The organism is Radicibacter daui (assembly GCA_030657355.1).
Taxonomy (GTDB): Bacteria; Pseudomonadota; Alphaproteobacteria; order Radicibacterales; family Radicibacteraceae; genus Radicibacter; species Radicibacter daui.
The window spans coordinates 3888512-3906346 of record CP131056.1; the positions used below are offsets into that span (position 1 = coordinate 3888512).

The 17835-nt window shown below is 64.9% G+C and carries 17 protein-coding genes; 10 read left to right on the forward strand and 7 right to left on the reverse strand.

All coding sequences use genetic code 11. From position 1 onward, the window contains the following. Positions 1 to 21: 21 nt before the first annotated feature. The 6 genes from QTL98_RS18140 to urtA form a co-directional block, all read right to left on the reverse strand. On the reverse strand, positions 22 to 621 hold the full coding sequence (locus tag QTL98_RS18140; RefSeq protein ID WP_445679869.1) for a HupE/UreJ family protein: 600 nt from the start codon (positions 619 to 621) through the stop codon (positions 22 to 24). Between the two features lie 211 nt (positions 622 to 832). Further along, the gene (urtE, locus tag QTL98_RS18145) at positions 833 to 1528 is read right to left on the reverse strand and encodes an urea ABC transporter ATP-binding subunit UrtE (RefSeq protein ID WP_445679870.1); all 696 of its coding nucleotides are present in this window, start codon (positions 1526 to 1528) and stop codon (positions 833 to 835) included. A 28-nt stretch (positions 1529 to 1556) separates the two neighbouring features. Beyond that, entirely contained in the window at positions 1557 to 2342 is a 786-nt protein-coding gene (gene urtD / locus QTL98_RS18150; protein WP_445679871.1) for an urea ABC transporter ATP-binding protein UrtD, read from the reverse strand. Next, positions 2339 to 3463: an urea ABC transporter permease subunit UrtC gene (urtC, locus tag QTL98_RS18155; RefSeq protein WP_445682184.1), complete on the reverse strand. Its 1125-nt coding sequence runs from the start codon at positions 3461 to 3463 to the stop codon at positions 2339 to 2341. Before urtC ends, urtD begins: the two co-directional genes overlap by 4 nt. 72 nt (positions 3464 to 3535) lie before the next feature. Then, positions 3536 to 5218, reverse strand: coding sequence for an urea ABC transporter permease subunit UrtB (gene urtB / locus QTL98_RS18160; RefSeq protein WP_445679872.1), 1683 nt, complete (start codon positions 5216 to 5218; stop codon positions 3536 to 3538). A 102-nt stretch (positions 5219 to 5320) separates the two neighbouring features. Further along, positions 5321 to 6604 carry an urea ABC transporter substrate-binding protein gene (urtA, locus tag QTL98_RS18165; RefSeq protein WP_445682185.1) on the reverse strand — a complete coding sequence of 428 codons (1284 nt, stop codon included), beginning with the start codon at positions 6602 to 6604 and terminating at the stop codon, positions 5321 to 5323. Positions 6605 to 7063: 459 nt separating this feature from the next. Between urtA and pgsA the strand changes: the two genes are divergently transcribed. From pgsA to QTL98_RS18180, 3 genes are read left to right on the forward strand one after another with little or no spacing between them, the layout of a single operon-like run. Continuing rightward, the gene (gene pgsA, locus QTL98_RS18170) at positions 7064 to 7651 is read left to right on the forward strand and encodes a CDP-diacylglycerol--glycerol-3-phosphate 3-phosphatidyltransferase (protein ID WP_510637587.1); all 588 of its coding nucleotides are present in this window, start codon (positions 7064 to 7066) and stop codon (positions 7649 to 7651) included. Between the two features lie 41 nt (positions 7652 to 7692). Then, positions 7693 to 7944, forward strand: coding sequence for a molybdopterin converting factor subunit 1 (gene moaD / locus QTL98_RS18175; RefSeq protein ID WP_445679874.1), 252 nt, complete (start codon positions 7693 to 7695; stop codon positions 7942 to 7944). 4 nt (positions 7945 to 7948) lie between these two features. Beyond that, positions 7949 to 8392, forward strand: coding sequence for a molybdenum cofactor biosynthesis protein MoaE (locus tag QTL98_RS18180; RefSeq protein WP_445679875.1), 444 nt, complete (start codon positions 7949 to 7951; stop codon positions 8390 to 8392). A 122-nt stretch (positions 8393 to 8514) separates the two neighbouring features. Here the strand turns inward: QTL98_RS18180 and QTL98_RS18185 are convergent, their stop codons facing one another. Continuing rightward, positions 8515 to 9408 (reverse strand): branched-chain amino acid aminotransferase, encoded by an 894-nt coding sequence (locus QTL98_RS18185; RefSeq protein WP_445679876.1) that lies wholly within the window; start codon positions 9406 to 9408, stop codon positions 8515 to 8517. Between the two features lie 207 nt (positions 9409 to 9615). Between QTL98_RS18185 and QTL98_RS18190 the strand changes: the two genes are divergently transcribed. The 7 genes from QTL98_RS18190 (at position 9616) to gyrB (ending at position 17749) form a co-directional block, all read left to right on the forward strand. Further along, on the forward strand, positions 9616 to 10113 hold the full coding sequence (locus tag QTL98_RS18190) for a MarR family winged helix-turn-helix transcriptional regulator (RefSeq protein ID WP_445679877.1): 498 nt from the start codon (positions 9616 to 9618) through the stop codon (positions 10111 to 10113). Continuing rightward, positions 10106 to 10813 carry a response regulator gene (locus tag QTL98_RS18195; RefSeq protein WP_445679878.1) on the forward strand — a complete coding sequence of 236 codons (708 nt, stop codon included), beginning with the start codon at positions 10106 to 10108 and terminating at the stop codon, positions 10811 to 10813. The genes QTL98_RS18190 and QTL98_RS18195 overlap by 8 nt, the downstream gene beginning before the upstream one ends. Then, a complete protein-coding gene (locus QTL98_RS18200) occupies positions 10794 to 12224 on the forward strand; it encodes a sensor histidine kinase (protein WP_445679879.1) in 1431 nt (476 codons plus the stop codon). Before QTL98_RS18195 ends, QTL98_RS18200 begins: the two co-directional genes overlap by 20 nt. Positions 12225 to 12270: 46 nt before the next feature. Beyond that, positions 12271 to 12723 (forward strand): tellurite resistance TerB family protein, encoded by a 453-nt coding sequence (locus QTL98_RS18205; protein ID WP_445679880.1) that lies wholly within the window; start codon positions 12271 to 12273, stop codon positions 12721 to 12723. Between the two features lie 159 nt (positions 12724 to 12882). Beyond that, positions 12883 to 14004, forward strand: a complete 1122-nt coding sequence (gene dnaN / locus QTL98_RS18210) for a DNA polymerase III subunit beta (protein WP_445679881.1) — start codon at positions 12883 to 12885, stop codon at positions 14002 to 14004. Positions 14005 to 14051: 47 nt separating this feature from the next. After that, positions 14052 to 15305 carry a DNA replication/repair protein RecF gene (gene recF, locus QTL98_RS18215; RefSeq protein WP_445679882.1) on the forward strand — a complete coding sequence of 418 codons (1254 nt, stop codon included), beginning with the start codon at positions 14052 to 14054 and terminating at the stop codon, positions 15303 to 15305. Further along, positions 15302 to 17749 (forward strand): DNA topoisomerase (ATP-hydrolyzing) subunit B, encoded by a 2448-nt coding sequence (gyrB, locus tag QTL98_RS18220; RefSeq protein ID WP_445679883.1) that lies wholly within the window; start codon positions 15302 to 15304, stop codon positions 17747 to 17749. Before recF ends, gyrB begins: the two co-directional genes overlap by 4 nt. Positions 17750 to 17835 lie beyond the last annotated feature (86 nt).

The window sequence follows — 17835 nt, forward strand, 5'->3', positions numbered from 1 at the left end:
GCCGGAAATCCGAATTCTGCTTCAGAACATACCGGCGAGAAGGCCGACGCCCGCTGCCGCGGCAATGCCGCCCGCTGCACGCACTACCGCTGCGCCACGGCGCTCTCCCGCCTTGCCAACGGTTATGCCGAGGCCAAGACCGGCTGCGTGAAGCAGCGCCGTCGCCAGCATGAAGCCCATGCCGTAAGCAACACCGGCAGCATCTTCCGGCATTTCAGCGCCGTGGGCATGGCCGTGGAACAGCGCAAACAGACCAACTACGGCCATGGCAACCGCCGTCGGCGCCTTGAGGCCAAGCGCAACCACGCCCCCCAGCACGATGACGGAAAGAGCAATGCCAACCTCGACATAGGGCACGGCGATGCCGGCCATGCCAAGCCCGCCGCCAAGGCCCATCACCGCCACGAAGACCATCGGCACCAGCCACAGGGCACGGCCGCCAAGCTGCCAGGCGAACACGCCGACCATCACCATCGCCAGCACATGATCGAGCCCCGTGATCGGGTGCGCGAAGCCCTGGCCAAAGCCGCTGGCCTGCCCGACACCGGTATGGGCAAAGGCGGCGGCAGGCAGCAGCCCGGCGACCAGCGAAGCAATGCCCAGAGCGGATTTGAGTTTCATCTGTCGTCCCCGTTCGGTGATTTTCTTGTAAGACCGCTGCCACGACATTCAACGGCGGAAAGGAAGCCGGCTGCCCGCAGCAAAGGCGCCTGTCTGCCGCACTATTGGGCAGAAAGCGCTCAAACGCTCGCCAGAAAACCGCACCCTTCCGGCAAAACGCCGGGTTCCATCACACCGTTACAATAACCGGGCCAGAACGCCCTGCACCGCCTCAAACTGTCAGGTACTGGCGCACCTCTTCGGCGGAATGCTCACCGCGCTTGCCGGCCAGCACGGCCTTGCCGCGCTCCAGCACCACAAGATTGTCTGCCAGGGCATGGGCGAAGTCGAAATACTGCTCCACCAGCACGATTGCCATGTCGCCCCGGCGGGCAAGTTCGGCAATCACCTCGCCGATCTGTTTGATGATGGAAGGCTGGATGCCCTCAGTCGGCTCGTCCAGCACCAGCAGGCGCGGCCGCGTGACCAGCGCCCGGCCGATGGCGAGCTGCTGCTGCTGGCCACCTGAAAGATCGCCGCCCCGGCGGCGCAGCATCTGTCGCAGCACCGGAAACAGGTCGAAGATCTCGTCCGGGATAAAGCGCTGGCTGCGCGGCAGGGCAGCAAAGCCGGTCTTCAGGTTTTCCTCCACCGTCAGCAGCGGAAAAATCTCCCGCCCCTGCGGCACCACCGCCATGCCCCGCGAGGCATGCTCGTAGGAAGCAAGGTGGGTAACGTTCTTGCCCTCCCAGACAATCTCGCCCTCGCTTACCGGGTGCTGGCCGAGAATGGCCTTCAACAGGCTGGTCTTGCCCACGCCGTTGCGCCCGAGAACGCAGGTCACCGCCCCCGGCACCGCTTCCAGATCCACGCCGCGCAGGGCCTGGCTGGCGCCGTAATGCAGATGCACATTCCTGACTGACAGCATCGCTGGTTCCCCGTCTGCTCATGGCCGGTCAGCGGCCGAGATAAACCTCGATCACCTTGGGATCGGCCTGCACATAGTCGATGGAGCCTTCCGCCAGTACCGAGCCTTCATGCAGCACGGTGACCTTCACGCCGAGCGCGCGGATGAACTCCATATCGTGCTCCACCACCACCACCGACTGCTTGCCGGCAATGCGGCGCAGCAGGATGGCGGTCTGCTCGGTTTCGGCATCCGTCATGCCGGCAACCGGCTCGTCGAGGAACAGCAGCTCCGGGTCCTGCACCAGCAGCATGCCGATCTCCAGCCATTGCTTCTGCCCGTGCGAGAGCGCGCCGGCGAGCATGGTGCGCCGGTCGGAAAGGCCCACGATCTCCAAGATCTCGTCGATACGTGCCTTCTCGGCCGTGCCTGGCCGCCAGAACAGAGAGGTGAAGACCGAGCGGTTGCCCGCCAGCGCCAGCTCGATATTGGTCTCGACCGTATGGGTCTCGAACACCGTCGGCTTCTGGAACTTGCGGCCGATGCCGAGCTGGGTGATGGCGGCCTCGTCCATCTTCGTCAGGTCGGTCGTGCCGCGGAAAAGGACCGTGCCCTTGTCAGGTTTGGTCTTGCCGGTCACGCAATCCATGAAGGTGGTCTTGCCGGCGCCGTTGGGCCCGATGACCGCGCGCATCTCGCCCGGTGCCACCACGAAGGAGAGGTTATTGAGGGCCCGGAAGCCGTCAAAGCTGACGGTCACGCCATCCACATAGAGGATGGTATCGGCGAAGGTCTGGGAGGCCCCGGCAACGGGGGCCCGCTCAAGGCCGCTCATCGTGCATCCTCCTTCGGCCGCCGCCAGAGACCGGAAATAAGCCCGACCAGCCCGCCATCGAAACGCTTGAAGAGCCTGGGCACCACGCCGGCGATCCCGCGCGGCAGGAAGAGCGTGGTGCAGATGAAGAGCGCGCCCAGCAGATAGAGCCACACTTCCGGCAGCGCGCCGGTAAACCAGGATTTGGCGAAGTTGACGACGAGCGCGCCCAGCGCCGCGCCATAAAGCGTGCCGCGCCCGCCGACCGCCACCCAGATCACCGCCTCGATGGAATTGGCCGGGGAGAATTCGCTCGGGTTGATGATGCCGACCTGCGGCACATAAAGCGCCCCGGCAAGGCCCGCCATCATGGCGGAGACCACAAAGGCCAGCAGCTTGTAATGCTCCACCCGGTAGCCGAGGAACCGTGCCCGGCTTTCCGCATCCCGGATGGAAACCAGCACCCGGCCGAACTTGGAGGTCACCAGCAGACGGCAGATGACATATCCCAGCGCCAGCGACAGGGCGCTGGACGCAAACAGGGTGCGGCGCACCCCGTCGCTCTGGATATCGAAGCCGATGATGTCCTTGAAATCGGTGAGGCCGTTATTGCCGCCAAAGCCCATATCGTTGCGGAAGAAGGCCAGCAGCAGCGCATAGGTCAGCGCCTGCGTGATGATGGAAAGGTAAACACCCGTCACGCGGCTCCTGAAGGCAAACCAGCCGAAGACCAGCGCCAGCACGCCCGGCACCAGCAGCACCATGAGCATGGCAAACCAGAAATGCTCGAAGCCGTACCAGTACCAGGGCAGTTCCTTCCAGTTTAGGAACACCATGAAGTCCGGCAGTTCGGCATTGCCATAGACACCGCGCGTGCCGATCTGGCGCATGAGATACATGCCCATGGCATAGCCGCCGAGCGCGAAGAAGGCGCCGTGACCCAGGCTGAGAATGCCGCAGAAACCCCAGACCAGATCGAGTGCCAGCGCCAGCAGCGCATAACACAGATATTTGCCGAGCAGCGACAGCACCCAGGTCGGGATCTGGAAGGCTGAGGAGGCCGGCAGCCAGGCATTGGACATCGGCACCAGGAAGGCCGCGGCAATACTGAGCACCAGCAGGATGCGTCCGCCCGTATCCATGCGGGCGACGAAGGAGCGCGGCGTGCCCAGAGTGGAGGCCGGCACCGGGGAGGAGGAGGTTTCAGTCAAGGATCAGGCCTCCACCGAGCGGCCCTTGAGGGCAAACAGCCCGCGCGGACGCTTCTGGATAAAGAGGATGATGGCCACCAGCACCAGGATCTTGCCCAGCACCGCGCCGGCAAAAGGCTCCAGCAGCTTGTTGACGATGCCGAGCGAAAGCGCGCCCGCCACCGTGCCCCAGAGATTGCCGACCCCGCCGAAGACCACGACCATGAAGCTGTCAACGATGTAACCCTGCCCCAGATTGGGGCTCACATTGTCGATCTGGCTGAGCGCCACGCCGGCAAGCCCGGCAATGCCGGAACCAAGGCCGAAGGTGAAGGCATCGACCCGGGCGGTGGGAATGCCCATGGCCGCGGCCATACGGCGGTTCTGCGTCACCGCCCGCATCTGCAGGCCAAGCGGGGTTCGCTGCAGCACCATGAACAGTGCCGCCAGCACCACGACGGCAAAGGCGATGATGTAGAGGCGGTTGTAGGTGAGCGTGATGCCGACGCTGGTTTCGATGGCGCCCTGCATGAAATCGGGAGTTACCACCGCGCGGTTGCTGGGGCCGAAGAGCGAGCGTACCGCCTGTTGCAGCACAAGGCTGACGCCCCAGGTGGCAAGCAGCGTTTCCAGCGGCCGGCCATAGAGGAATCGGATGATGCCGCGCTCTATGACGATGCCGACGATGGCAGAGACGAGGAAGGCGGTCGGCAGGGCGATGGCCAGTGACCACTGGAACAGCCAGGGGGCATGCGCGGCAATCACCTGCTGCACCACGAAGGTGGAATAGGCGCCGAGCATGATCATCTCGCCATGCGCCATGTTGATGACGCCCATGACACCGAAGGTAACGGCAAGGCCGATGGCGGCCAGCAGCAGCACGGCGCCCAGCGACAGGCCCTGATAGAGACTGCCGACGATGTTCCACAGCTGCAGCGTCAGGTTGATATGCGAGAGCGTGCTGTCGATGAGGGTGCGCACCTCCTCATCCGGTTCGGCCGGCTTGCCGTTGGTCTCGACAAGGCGGGAGAGCAGCAGCGCCCTCACCTGCTGGTCCGGCGAATTGGCCAGTTCCTTCACCGCGGCCAAACGCTTGGCCGGGTCCGGGTCACCGATATTGATGGAAGCAAGCGAGCGGCGCATTGCGGCGGCAACACCCTTGTCCTTTTCCTTCTCCAGCGCCGTGGTCAGACGCCCGGCCTGGCTGGCATCGCTGGTACCGAAGAGACCGGCAGCGGCCGCCTTGCGCTTTGCCGGGTCCTTGCCCAGCAGCGCCAGCCCGCCGGCAAGCTCGTCGAGCGCACGGCGAACCTTGTTGTTGACGCGGATTTTCTCGTAGTCGCTTTCAGAAACCGCGCCCAAATCCTGACCGGAGACCGGATCGGTCAGCAGCGCCTGACCCGACGGAGCGCCGTCGCGGCCAACGAAGATCGCACCATCGGATTTGCGGACATAAAGATTGCCGGCGGAGAAGGCCTTCACCACATCGCCGGCACGATCATCCCCCGTCGCCACCAGGGCGGAAGCAGCGGCGATCTTGTCGTCATAGCTGCCTTTGGCGAGAGCCGGCAGCCCGTCGGAAAACTCGTCGGCACGGGAAGGGTGCGCCGTCAGAAGGAGCGCGGCCTGAAAGAAAAGGACCGCCAGAATAACCAGAAATCGCCGGCCATGCCGGGGCACGCCGCCGCGCGGGGAAGTCAGGCGCATCGATCCGCTGCTCCGCATCAGTGTGTCAGGTGCCGGGCCCGCCCGGCGAAGGGGCAGGCCCCGCACCCGGCCGAAGCCGGAGGCGGAGCCTGCCGTCAGCTGTTACTGAAGCACCGGATATTTCGGCTTCTCGCAGTTGCCGCAGACCCACGGATAGGTCCAGTCGGCAGTCAGCTTGGCGCTTTCCGGCAGGAAGTCGGACCAGGCGTCGCCCTTGACCACGCCGTCGGTCTTCCACACCACGTCGAACTGGCCATCGGCCTGGATTTCGCCGATGAGCACCGGCTTGGAGAGGTGATGGTTCGTGTTCATCACCGCAACGCCGCCGGTCAGGTTCTTGACCTTCTGGCCATACATCGCCTGACGCACCGCATCGACATCGGTGGTGCCGGCCTGCTCGACCGCCTGAGCCCACATGTTGAAGCCGATATAGTGGGCTTCCATCGGATCGTTGGTCACGCGCTTGTCGCTCTTGATGAACTTGTGCCACTCGTCGATGAACGCCTTGTTCTCGGGCGTATCGACCGACATGAAGTAGTTCCAGGCGGCGAGGTGGCCGACCAGCGGTTTGGTGTCGATACCGGCGAGTTCTTCTTCACCCACGGAGAAGGCGACCACCGGCAGGTCCTTGGCGGAGACGCCCTGGTTGGCCAGTTCCTTGTAGAAGGGAACGTTGGCATCGCCGTTGATGGTGGAAACGACAGCCGTCGGCTTGCCCTGCGAGGCGAATTCCTTCACCTGGCTGACGATGGTCTGCCAGTCGCTCTGGCCGAACGGGGTGTAGTTCTCGAAGATGTCGGCATCGGAGATGCCCTTCGAGTTGAGGTAGGCGCGCAGGATCTTGTTGGTCGTGCGCGGATAGACATAGTCGGTGCCGAGCAGAGCAATGCGCTTGGCGCCGCCGCCATCATCGCTCAGCAGATAGTCGACAGCCGGGATCGCCTGCTGGTTCGGCGCGGCACCGGTGTAGAACACGTTGCGCGAGCTTTCCTCGCCCTCATACTGCACCGGATAGAACAGAAGGCCGTTCAGCTCTTCGAACACCGGCAGCACCGACTTGCGACTGACCGACGTCCAGCAGCCGAAAACCGCTGCCACCTTGTCCTTCTCCAGAAGTTCACGCGCCTTTTCGGCGAACAGCGGCCAGTTGGAGGCCGGGTCGACAACGACCGGCTCCAGCTTCTTGCCAAGGAGACCACCCTTCTTGTTCTGCTCGTCGATGAGCATGAGCATGACGTCCTTCAGCGTGGTTTCGCTGATGGCCATGGTGCCGGAGAGAGAGTGGAGAATGCCGACCTTGATGGTGTCTTCGGCAAGGGCCTGACCGCCGGTCGCGGCGGAGACGGCAACTGCTGCGGCAGCCGCCCAGCCCTTGAGCGCCTTCATGCTGAACATCGAGTGCAAATCCCCTGTTTTGCGTGAAACCTGCGCTGGCCGGCTGTTCTTTTTACGCGTTCGCGGGAACCCGGTTTTCAATGCGTGGCTTTGATTGCACGGCGCCTGCTACCGGGCCGCTGCCTCCAGCAAGGGATATGCACCGCAACGGGCGTGCCAGTTTCCGGAATATGTCTGCATACAAACAAATTCAGCGAGTCGGCTGCACGCAATCCGCCTGCGGGCACTTCGCTTGTGCACAATTTCTGACCAAGCGATGCCGCATCGCACAATTGTTAAACAAATAATCCATAAAGTTTATGCACCACTTCACGCTTCTGTGGCCCATAGGCAACTGGCGCAAGACCGTGTGGCTCGCTACTCTGGCGCCGCAACGCCCCTACCCCGTCAGCCGGGGCCGCGCCCTTCAAGGCCGTGACGAAGCCCCTTTTGAGAAAAGCGTTTTTCGCCGTGCGCATGTCCCTGCCCAACATCCTGACGCTGGCCCGTATCGTGGCCATTCCGGTTGTCGTTGCCCTGCTCTATGTGCCCGGCATGGCGGCGGCCTGGGTGGCGCTGGCGGTCTATGCCGCCGCCGGCATTACCGACTGGGTCGATGGCTGGCTTGCCCGCCGCATGGGCGAGACCAGCGCTTTTGGCCAGGCGCTTGACCCGATTGCCGACAAACTGCTGGTGGGCGCGGTGCTGCTGGTGCTGGTGGGCAATGGCGCAATTCCGGGCATTCACGTCATCCCTGCGCTTATCATCCTGCTGCGGGAAATCCTCGTCTCGGGCCTGCGCGAGTTTCTGGCCGGCACCCGTGTAAGCCTGCCGGTGACCCGCCTTGCCAAGTGGAAGACGACGATCCAGATGGTGGCCCTGGGCGTGCTGATTGTTGGCGACCGGGGTGTTGCCGGCCTTCCTTATGGCCTCGCCATGCTGCCCGTAGGTATCATCGGCTGGGTTGGGCTGTGGGCGGCCGGGCTGCTGACGCTCAAGACCGGTTTCGATTATACCCGCGCCGGGCTTGCCCATATCCGCCAGATGGATGCCTCCTAAAGCGCCGGGCGGCATCCGATCCGACCAGTCAGGGCCCCGATATGAAGCTGCTTTATTTTGCCTGGATGAAAGCCGCCATCGGCCATGGCGAAGAAATCGTGGACCTGCCCGAGGGCATCGCCACCGTGGGCCAGCTCGTGGAGTGGCTGGTCGCCCGTGGCGACGGCTATGCCAGGGCCTTCCGCAACATCAAGGTGGTGCGCGCAGCCATCAACCAGCAGTTCGTGACGCTGGAAGCCCCGCTTGCCGGCGCCACGGAAATCGCCTTTTTCCCGCCGGTGACGGGCGGCTGAGGCGATGACGGTCCGCGTTCAGGAAGCCCCGTTCGATGCCGGGGCGGAAACCGCCGCCCTTACCGCCAGCCGCACCGATATCGGCGGCATCGCCAGCTTCGTCGGCCTTGTGCGTGGCGAAGGCGACGCGGTCCGCGCGCTGACGCTGGAACATTATCCCGGCATGACCGAGCGGCGCCTTGCCGAGATCGAGGCCGAAGCCCGCTCCCGCTGGGAACTTCTGGATTGCCTGATCATCCACCGTGTCGGCCGCATGCTGCCGGGCGAACCCATCGTGCTGGTGCTCTGCGCCTCGGCCCATCGCGGCGATGCCTTTGCCGCCTGCCAGTTCCTGATGGACTGGCTCAAGACCGACGCCCCGTTCTGGAAGCAGGAAGAAACCCCCGACGGCACCCGCTGGGTCGACGCCAAAGAGAGCGACGATGCGGCGGCGGCGAAGTGGAAATAGGCGGGGCCGGAGCCCTTTTCCAATTCATTACCCCCATCCGCGGCTCCGCCGCACCTTCCCCATGAATGGGGAAGGTGCCCGAAGGGCGGATGGGGGTAATGAGTAGCGACTAAGCCCCGCCCTCACGCAGCCGCCGAAACCGGCGGCTTGCGCACGGCGGCGGCGTAGTCGTCCATCATCAGCTTGCAGATGGCGCCCGGCGTGAAGCTGAACTCGCCGATCTCGCGCACGGGCGTTACTTCCGCCGCAGAACCGGTGAGGAACACTTCGCTCGCCCCGGCCAGTTCCTCCGGCTTGATGTGGCGCTCGACCACTTCCAGCCCGCGGGCCTGCGCAAGGCCTATGACGGTGCGGCGGGTGATGCCGTTGAGGAAACAATCCGCCTTGGGCGTGTGCAGCTTGCCATCCATCACGAAGAAGATGTTGGCGCCGGTCGCCTCCGCCACGAAACCGCGATAATCCAGCATCATGGCGTCGTCATAACCGCGGTTCTCTGCATTATGCTTGCTCATGGTGCAGATCATATAGAGGCCGGCGGCCTTGGCATGAGAGGGCGCGGTTACCGGGTCCGGGCGGCGCCAGGTGGCGTGATCGAGGCGAATGCCCTTCATCTTCGCTGCCGGGTCGAAATAGGACGGCCATTGCCAGGTGGCGATGGCGACATGGATACGGGTTGCCTGCGCGGCCACCCCCATCAGCTCGCTGCCCCGCCAGGCAACCGGGCGCACATAGCCATCAACGATATTGTTGGCCTTGACCACGGCGTTGGTCGCCGCGTCGATCTCCGCCACGGAAAAGGGCAGCTTGAAGCCGAGGATATCGGCCGAGGTTTCCAGCCGCTGGCTGTGTTCGCTCAGCTTGAAGACATTGCCGCCATAAACACGCTCGCCCTCAAAAACCGAACTGGCATAATGCAGGGCGTGGGTAAGCACATGGCAACGGGCGTCGCGCCAGGGAATGAGCGCGCCGTCCATCCAGATGAAGCCGTCGCGATCGTCAAAGGGTTGGGTGGCCATTCTAATCTCGCTTGGTAATTTTGTTGCTCGAGAAGGGGGTGTATCGGGTGGATAAATTTCTTCTCGTCGAGTCAGGCGATAACATTCCATCGGCAATACGTCAACATGGCTGACATAAAATCGCCGGAAAGCCGCAGTAACTCTGTGTTCAGTGTCACAGATGCAAATCGGCACACATCGCCGCCCGCCGCCACGGCCTCGCCGAAGGTGGCGGCAAACCCGCTCTTCCTGCGCGAAGAGGAGATCCGGCAGGGCATCGAGCTCTTGTTTTATGCCTACCGGGACTTCACCGCCGAGGCGGACGCCTTCCTCGACAAGCTGGGGCTGGGACGCGCCCACCATCGCTGCCTCTATTTCATTGGCCGCAATCCCGGCCTGAAAGTCAGCGACCTGCTGGCCATCCTGCGCATCACCAAGCAGAGCCTCAGCCGCGTGCTGGGGGATCTCATCGAGCAGGGTTATGTCGAGCAGGCACCGGGCCTGCGCGACCGGCGCCAGCGCCTCTTGAGCCTGACGGAAAAGGGTGCAGGGCTGGAGCGCGACGTGTTCGAGCTGCAGCGCAGCCTCATTGCCCGTGCCTTCCGTGATTCGGGCGCCGAGGCGGTGGACGGTTTCCGTCAGGTCATGCTGGGCATCATGGAGCCGGGGGATCGCACCAAGTTCCTGCAGCGCCACGGACGCCGGAAGGGGCCGCAGGGTGTCTGACGCCGACAATGCCGCCCATATTCTGGTGGTCGATGACGACCGGCGCCTGCGCGAACTCCTGCGCAAATACCTGTCGGAAAACGGCTTCTTCGTCACCGTGGCGGAGGATGCCGCCTCCGCCGCCGCCAAGCTGGAAGGGCTGGAATTCGACCTGCTGGTGCTCGACATCATGATGCCGGGCGAGACGGGCCTTGAGTTTGCAGCCGCCCAGCGCGCCAGGGGCTTTGCCACCCCCATCCTGATGCTGACGGCCATGGGCGATGCCGATGACCGTATCGGCGGGCTGGAGGCCGGGGCGGACGACTATCTGGTAAAGCCGTTCGAGCCGCGCGAGCTGCTTTTGCGCATCAACAACATCCTGAAGCGCCGCCCGGTGCAGGCCCCGCCCCCCGCCGCCCCCCGCATCATGCGGTTCGGCAGCTGGCGCTGGAACCCGGAGCGGGAGGAACTGGTGAGCGATGGCGGACTGGAGCCGCGCATGCTCACCACCGCCGAAGCCAGCCTGATGCGCGTTCTGGCGCTGCGGCCAGGAGAAATCGTCAGCCGTGACGAACTGATCGAGCGCTCGGCCGTTACCGGCAATGCGCGTACGGTGGATGTGCAGGTGGTGCGGCTGCGCCGCAAGCTTGACGATGACGCCCGCCAGCCGCGTTACCTCGTGACCGTTCGCGGAGAGGGATATGTCCTCCGCCCCGATTGACAATGCCGACCTGCCGCCGCGGCAACCGGCGCCCGCCGCCGATACCGATGCCGATCAGGCCGAGGTGCTGCGGCAGGCCGCCGGCACCATGGAAGGGCGCGGCCTCTTGCGCCGGCTGTTGCCGCGCACGCTCTTTGGCCGCTCCATGCTCATCATCGCCACCCCGGCGGTGCTGGTGCATATCGTCGCCACCTATGTGTTCTTCGAAAGCCACTGGTCGGTGCTGTCCAACCGTCTCGCCGTCGGCCTTGCCAGCGAGATTGCCATGGTCATCGCCTATTCCGAGCGGGCGCAGGACCCGCAATCGCGCCAGCGGCTGCTGGACGTCACGCGCGACACGCTCGGCCTGCGCGTCGCCTGGATGCCGCAAGCCCTGCTGCCGGCCAAACCGGACGGACAGGAGGATGACATTGTCGAAGGCCGGCTTTCCGACGCGCTGACCGATCAGGTACGCCGCCCGCACACGGTGCTGGCCGACAGCGGCGCCGAAACGGTGACGGTGGAAGTGCAGCTGCCGGACGGGGTGATGGTGTTTATCGCGCCCCTGAGCCGCCTTTTCTCCTCCACCACCTATGTCTTCGTGCTGTGGATGGCGGGCACGGCACTGGTGCTGTTTGCCGTGGCGCTGCTTTTCATGCGCAACCAGATCCGCCCCATCCGCCGCCTTGCCGATGCCGCCGACCGGCTGGGCAAGGGGCTCGATGTGCCGCGCTTCAAGATCGAGGGTGCGCTGGAGGTGCGGCAGGCGGCGCTGGCCTTCCTGCGCATGCGCGAGCGCCTGCGACGGCAGGTGGCCCAGCGCACCGAGATGCTGGCCGGCGTCAGCCACGACCTGCGCACCCCGCTGACCCGCATGAAGCTGGAGCTCGCCATGATGGGCGACGATCCCGGCATCGACGAGCTGAGGCAGGATGTGGCGGAGATGGAGCACATGATCTCCGGCTATCTCGCCTTTGCCCGCGGCGAAGGCAGCGAGGAAGCCGCTGCCGTCAACCTCTCCGACCTCCTGGACGAGATCGCCACCGATGCCCGCCGCGCCGGCACGCTCTTGTGGCTGGAGCCGGCCGAGGTCATCGAGGTGGCAGTGCGACCAAAAGCCCTCAAGCGCTGCATTGTTAACCTCGTCACCAATGCGGCCAAATTTGGTGAGCATGTTTGGCTCAGCATGGTTGTCGGCGAGGTAGCGGTGGACATCATCGTGGATGATGACGGCCCCGGCATTCCGGCCGACAAGCGGCGCGAGGTGTTTCGTGCCTTTTCAAGGCTGGAGCGCTCGCGTAACCCGGATACGGGCGGCGTGGGCCTTGGCCTGACCATCGCGCGGGATATCGCCCGCACCCATGGCGGCGACATCCTGCTGTCGGACAGCCCCCGCGGCGGCCTGCGCGCCACGGTGCGCCTGCCGCTTTAAGAAGATCAGGCCCTTCCGGCCGTAGCGAAGGACGGATAACGAGTTAATGTGGCAAGCCCTGTGCGAGATCATCTTCGGCGCCCCCGCGAACAGCGGCGTGCAGCAGCGTTTCCCGCTACGCCAGCTGGCCCTCATTGCCCTGCTGGCAGAAGCAGCGCTGCGCGATGGCCACGCCGACAAACGTGAGTTCGACAGCATCGTCGCCATCGCCGCCCGCCATTTTGGCATGCCCACGGCTGAAGCGAAGGCGCTGACGGAAGCGGCCTTCAAGCGGGCCGAGCATTCGGTGGATCTTTTCGCCAATGTGCGTGTCATCGTAGCCGACGTGCCGATCGAGGAACGGGCCACGGTGCTGGAGATGCTGTGGGAAGTGGCGCTTGCCGATGGCGAGCTTGAAGACCACGAAACCGCGCTGATCCGCCGCCTTGTGCCCATGCTGGGCATGAGCGACCGCGACAGTGCGGAGGCCCGTCAGCGCGTGCTTGCCCGCACCAACTGATGCCTGCTCGCATATGCGAAGGCAGGGGCGCCGCAGTTTCCTTCCCTCATGCTTTCCTTATGGTATAGTACGCCCCCGCACGGCTCGCGCCGCGCGGGCTCTCCTTGATTTATCAAGGATTTCCGCCCGTCCCGGACCGCCACTCAGCCAAAGACCGCGATGAAGCTCACGATCGAACGCGCCGCCCTGCTCCGCTCGCTCAGCCATATCTCCAGCGTCGTTGAACGACGCAACACCATTCCCATCCTGGGGAATGTGCGGCTGGTGGCCGAGGGCGCCACGCTGAAGCTCACCGCCACCGACATGGATCTGGAAGTGGTCGAGACCTGCCCGGCTCTGGTCGAGCAGGCGGGGGAGACCACCACCCCGGCCCATACCCTCTTCGACATCGTGCGCAAGCTGCCCGACGGCAGCCAGGTGGAGCTTTCGCTTTCCGGCGGCGATGGCATGATCACCGTGCGCGCCGGCCGCTCCCAGTTCCGCCTCGGCTGCCTGCCGGTGGCCGATTTCCCGGTGCTGCATTCGGGTGATCTTTCCACCCACTTCAAGGTCTCGGCCGGCGATCTGAGCGCGCTCATCGCGCGCACCCGCTTTGCCATCTCGACCGAAGAGACGCGCTATTACCTGAACGGCATCTACTTCCACACCACCAGCGACCCGGAAAACCCGATGCTGCGTGCGGTGGCAACCGACGGGCACCGCCTTGCCCGTGTGGAACTGCCGGCCCCGGTGGGCGCCGAGCAGATGCCCGGCATCATCCTGCCGCGCAAGGCCGTGACGGAGATTGCCAAGCTGCTGGGCGAGGACGAGACGCTGGAAGTCTCCGTCTCCCTCGGCAAGACCAAGGCCCGCATCGAGGTTGGCGACGTGACGCTGACCACCAAGCTCATCGACGGCACCTTCCCGGACTATGAGCGCGTGATCCCGACCGGCAATAACAAACACCTGCGTGTGCCGACCAAGGCCTTTGCCGCCGCCGTCGACCGCGTGGCGACCATTGCCATCGAAAAGACCCGTGCCATCAAGATGAGCATCGGCAATGGCAGCCTCATCCTCTCCGCCACCAGCCCCGAGGCCGGATCGGCGACCGAGGAGCTGGAGGTTGATTACAGCGAGGGCGGCCAGGAGATCGGCTTCAACAGCCGCTACCTGCTCGACATCACCCAGCAGGTGACCGGCGAGGAGCTGGAGCTGCAGATGGCAGACAGCGCCTCCCCCACCATCGTCAAGGACGCCAATGACGGCTCGGCGCTTTATGTGCTGATGCCGATGCGCGTCTGACGGGGCGGGCGTTAACCATCAGCGCTCTCTTGCGAAGGGAGACCGGCATGGCCGAGACGGCCACGCCCCTTGATACGGCGCCCGGTCCGGGCGGCGCGACCACCGGTGCCGGTCTGGCACCGGTGCGCCTTGCCGTACGCCGTCTCTCCGTCAGCCAGTTTCGCTGTTATGACACCATCCGCATGGAGTGCGATGCGCGCCCGGTGGTGCTGACCGGCCCCAACGGCGCCGGCAAGACCAACCTTCTGGAAGCACTCTCCTTCCTCACCCCCGGCAAGGGCCTGCGCCGCGCGGCCCTGCCGGAGCTGAAGCGTGTTGTGCCCGGCAACGAGCCTGTGCCGGAAGCAGCTACCGCCGGCTGGGCCATCTCCGCCCGGCTCGACACGCCGACCGGCCCCGTCGATATCGGCACCGGCCGCGATGGCGCGGCAGGCGAGAGCGACAGTTCGGAGCGCCGGCTGGTGCGCGTTGACGGTGTCAATGCCCGCAGCCAGACGGTGCTGGCCGACCATGTTGCCGCCGTGTGGCTCACCCCGCAGATGGACCGTCTGTTCATCGAGGGGCGCAGCGAGCGCCGGCGTTTCCTCGACCGGCTGGTCTACGGGCTCGACCCTGCCCATGCCAGCCGCGTGGCCGGCTATGAAAAGGCGATGCGCGAGCGCATCCGCCTGCTGCGCGAAGGCCGGATGGACCGGGCGTGGCTGGCGGGACTTGAAGAGATCATGGCCCAACAGGGCGTCGCCGTTGCCGCCGCCCGCGCCGACTATGTGCGCGAACTGGCCGGCGCCATCGCCGCCGATGAAAGCCCCTTCCCGCACGCGCGCCTGCTGCTGACCGGCGAGGCCGAGCAGCGGCTGGAGAGCGAACCGGCGCTGGCGGTGGAAGACTGGCTGCGCGAGCGCTTTGCCGCCACCCGCGCGCTGGATGCCGCTGCGGGCACCACGACGGAAGGGCCGCACCGCTGCGATCTTTCCGTGTATCATGTGGCCAAGAACATGCCGGCCGCCTCCTGCTCCACCGGGGAACAGAAGGCCCTGCTCATTGCCATCGTGCTGGCCAATGCCCGCCTGATAACGGCACGGCGGGGCTTTGCCCCGTTGCTGCTGCTGGACGAGGTGGCCGCCCATCTCGACGCCCAGCGCCGCACAGCGCTCTACACGCTGATCGGCTCGCTGGGAGCGCAGGCCTGGCTGACCGGAACCGACGACGCCCTCTTCGCTCCTTTTGGGGACAGGGCCCAATTTTATGCTATTGAAGACGCACGCATCGCGCCTGCTGCACCGCCGCAGAACGCTACGTGACGAGTGAGGACTGGACGACCGTGACCGACGCCGATTATTCCGCCGAAGCCGCCTATGGTGCGGACTCCATCAAGGTGCTGCGTGGCCTGGATGCCGTGCGCAAGCGCCCGGGCATGTATATTGGCGATACCGAGGACGGCTCGGGCCTGCACCACATGGTCTATGAGGTGGTGGACAACGCCATCGACGAGGCGCTGGCCGGCTATTGCGACCTTGTGCAGGTGATCCTCAATGCCGACGGCTCCGTCACCGTGACGGACAATGGCCGTGGCATTCCGGTCGAGATCCATGCCGAGGAAGGTGTGTCGGCGGCCGAGGTCATCATGACCCAGCTGCATGCCGGCGGTAAGTTCGACCAGAATTCCTACAAGGTCTCCGGCGGTCTGCACGGCGTGGGTGTTTCCGTCGTTAACGCGCTCAGCGAACGGCTGGAGCTGCGCATCTTCCGCGGCGGCAAGGAGCACTGGATGCGCTTCCGCCATGGCGAGGCGGAAAACCCGCTCGCCGTGCTGGGCGATGCGCCGGGCAAGAAGGGCACCCACGTTACCTTCATGCCCTCCATCGAGACCTTCAAGGTCATCGATTTCGAGTTCGAGCGGCTGGAACACCGCCTGCGCGAGCTCGCCTTCCTCAATTCCGGCGTGCGCCTGCAGCTCAAGGATTCGCGCGGTGTCGAGGAGCGCGTGGTTGACCTCTTCTACGAAGGCGGCCTTGAAGCCTTCGTGAAGTACCTCAACAAGAGCAAGACCGCCCTTCACGAGCCGATCAACATGCGCGGCGAGAAGGACGGCATCACCGTGGAAGTGGCGCTGCAGTGGACGGACGCCTACCACGAGAACACGCTGTGCTTTACCAACAACATCCCCCAGCGCGATGGCGGCACGCATCTGGCCGGCTTCCGCGGCGCGATGACCCGTACCGTCAACGGCTACGCCACCAGCTCCGGCATCCTCAAGAAGGAGAAGGTGCAGCTGACCGGTGAAGATGCGCGCGAGGGCCTGACCTGCATCGTGTCCGTCAAGGTGCCGGACCCCAAATTCTCCAGCCAGACCAAGGACAAGCTGGTTTCCAGCGAAGTGCGCCCGGTGGTGGAGAACATCGTCGCCGACAGCCTTGCCACCTGGTTTGAGGAGCACCCGAACGACGCCAAGCGCATCGTCGGCAAGGTGGTGGAAGCGGCAACCGCCCGCGAGGCCGCGCGCCGTGCCCGTGACCTCACCCGCCGCAAGAGCCCGCTCGACATCGCCTCCCTGCCCGGCAAGCTTGCCGACTGCCAGGAGCGCGATCCGGCCAACTCCGAAGTCTTCCTGGTCGAGGGTGACAGCGCCGGCGGCTCCGCCAAGTCCGGCCGCAACCGCAAGAACCAGGCGATCCTGCCGCTGCGCGGCAAGATCCTCAATGTCGAGCGCGCCCGCGTCGACAAGATGCTGTCCTCGGCGGAAATCGGCACGCTGATCACCGCGCTCGGCACCGGCATCCGCGACGAATTCGACATCGAAAAGACGCGTTACCACAAGATCATCATCATGACCGACGCGGACGTGGACGGCAGCCACATCCGCACCCTGCTGCTCACCTTCTTCTACCGGCAGATGCCGGAGATCATCGAGCGCGGTTACCTCTACATCGCCCAGCCGCCGCTCTATGGCGTCAAGAAAGGCAAGTCGACCGTCTATGTGAAGGACGACCGGGCGCTGGAAGAATATCTGCTGGATGAAGGCCTGTCGGATGCCGTGCTGGTGCTGGCCGGCGGTGCCCAGGTGGCCGGCGCCGATCTGCGCAACGCCGTGGAGCAGGCCCGCATCGCCAAGACCCTGCTCGACCCGCTTGCCCGCAAGAGCGGCGCCCCGCAGCTTGTCGAGCAGCTTGCCATTCTCGGCGGCCTCGATGCCGAGCTGCTGAATGACGCGGCCCGTGGCCAGGCTGTCGCCGCCGATGTGGCCCACCGCCTCAACGCCATGGCCCCCAGCCATGCACGCGGCTGGGAATGCAGCTTCTCCGCCAGCGAAGGTTATGTGCTGACCCGCCTGCTGCGCGGCGTCACCACCCGCTTCACCCTGGCACCGGAAGCGCTCAGCAGCAGCGAGTGCCGCCGCCTGACCGCGATGAAGGACGAGCTCGGCAGCCGCTTTGCCGACCGCGCCACCTTCACCGTCAAGGACAAGACCTGGACCGTCGACGGCCCGGTCACCCTGATGGATGCGGTGATGGAACAGGGCCGCAAGGGCCTTTCCATCCAGCGCTACAAGGGTCTGGGTGAAATGAACCCCGAGCAGCTGTGGGAAACCACGCTCGATCCGGAAGCCCGCACCCTGCTGCAGGTCAAGGTCAAGCATGGCGACGATGCCGAAGAGGTGTTCACCACCCTCATGGGCGACATCGTCGAACCCCGCCGCGACTTCATCGTCTCCAACGCGCTGAACGTCAGCAATCTCGACGTTTGATCCGGATCAGAGATCACTGTTGAAGAGGCCCCGCCGGTAGCCGGCGGGGCCTTTTTCATGCCCGCTATTTCTGGGTATGGATCACG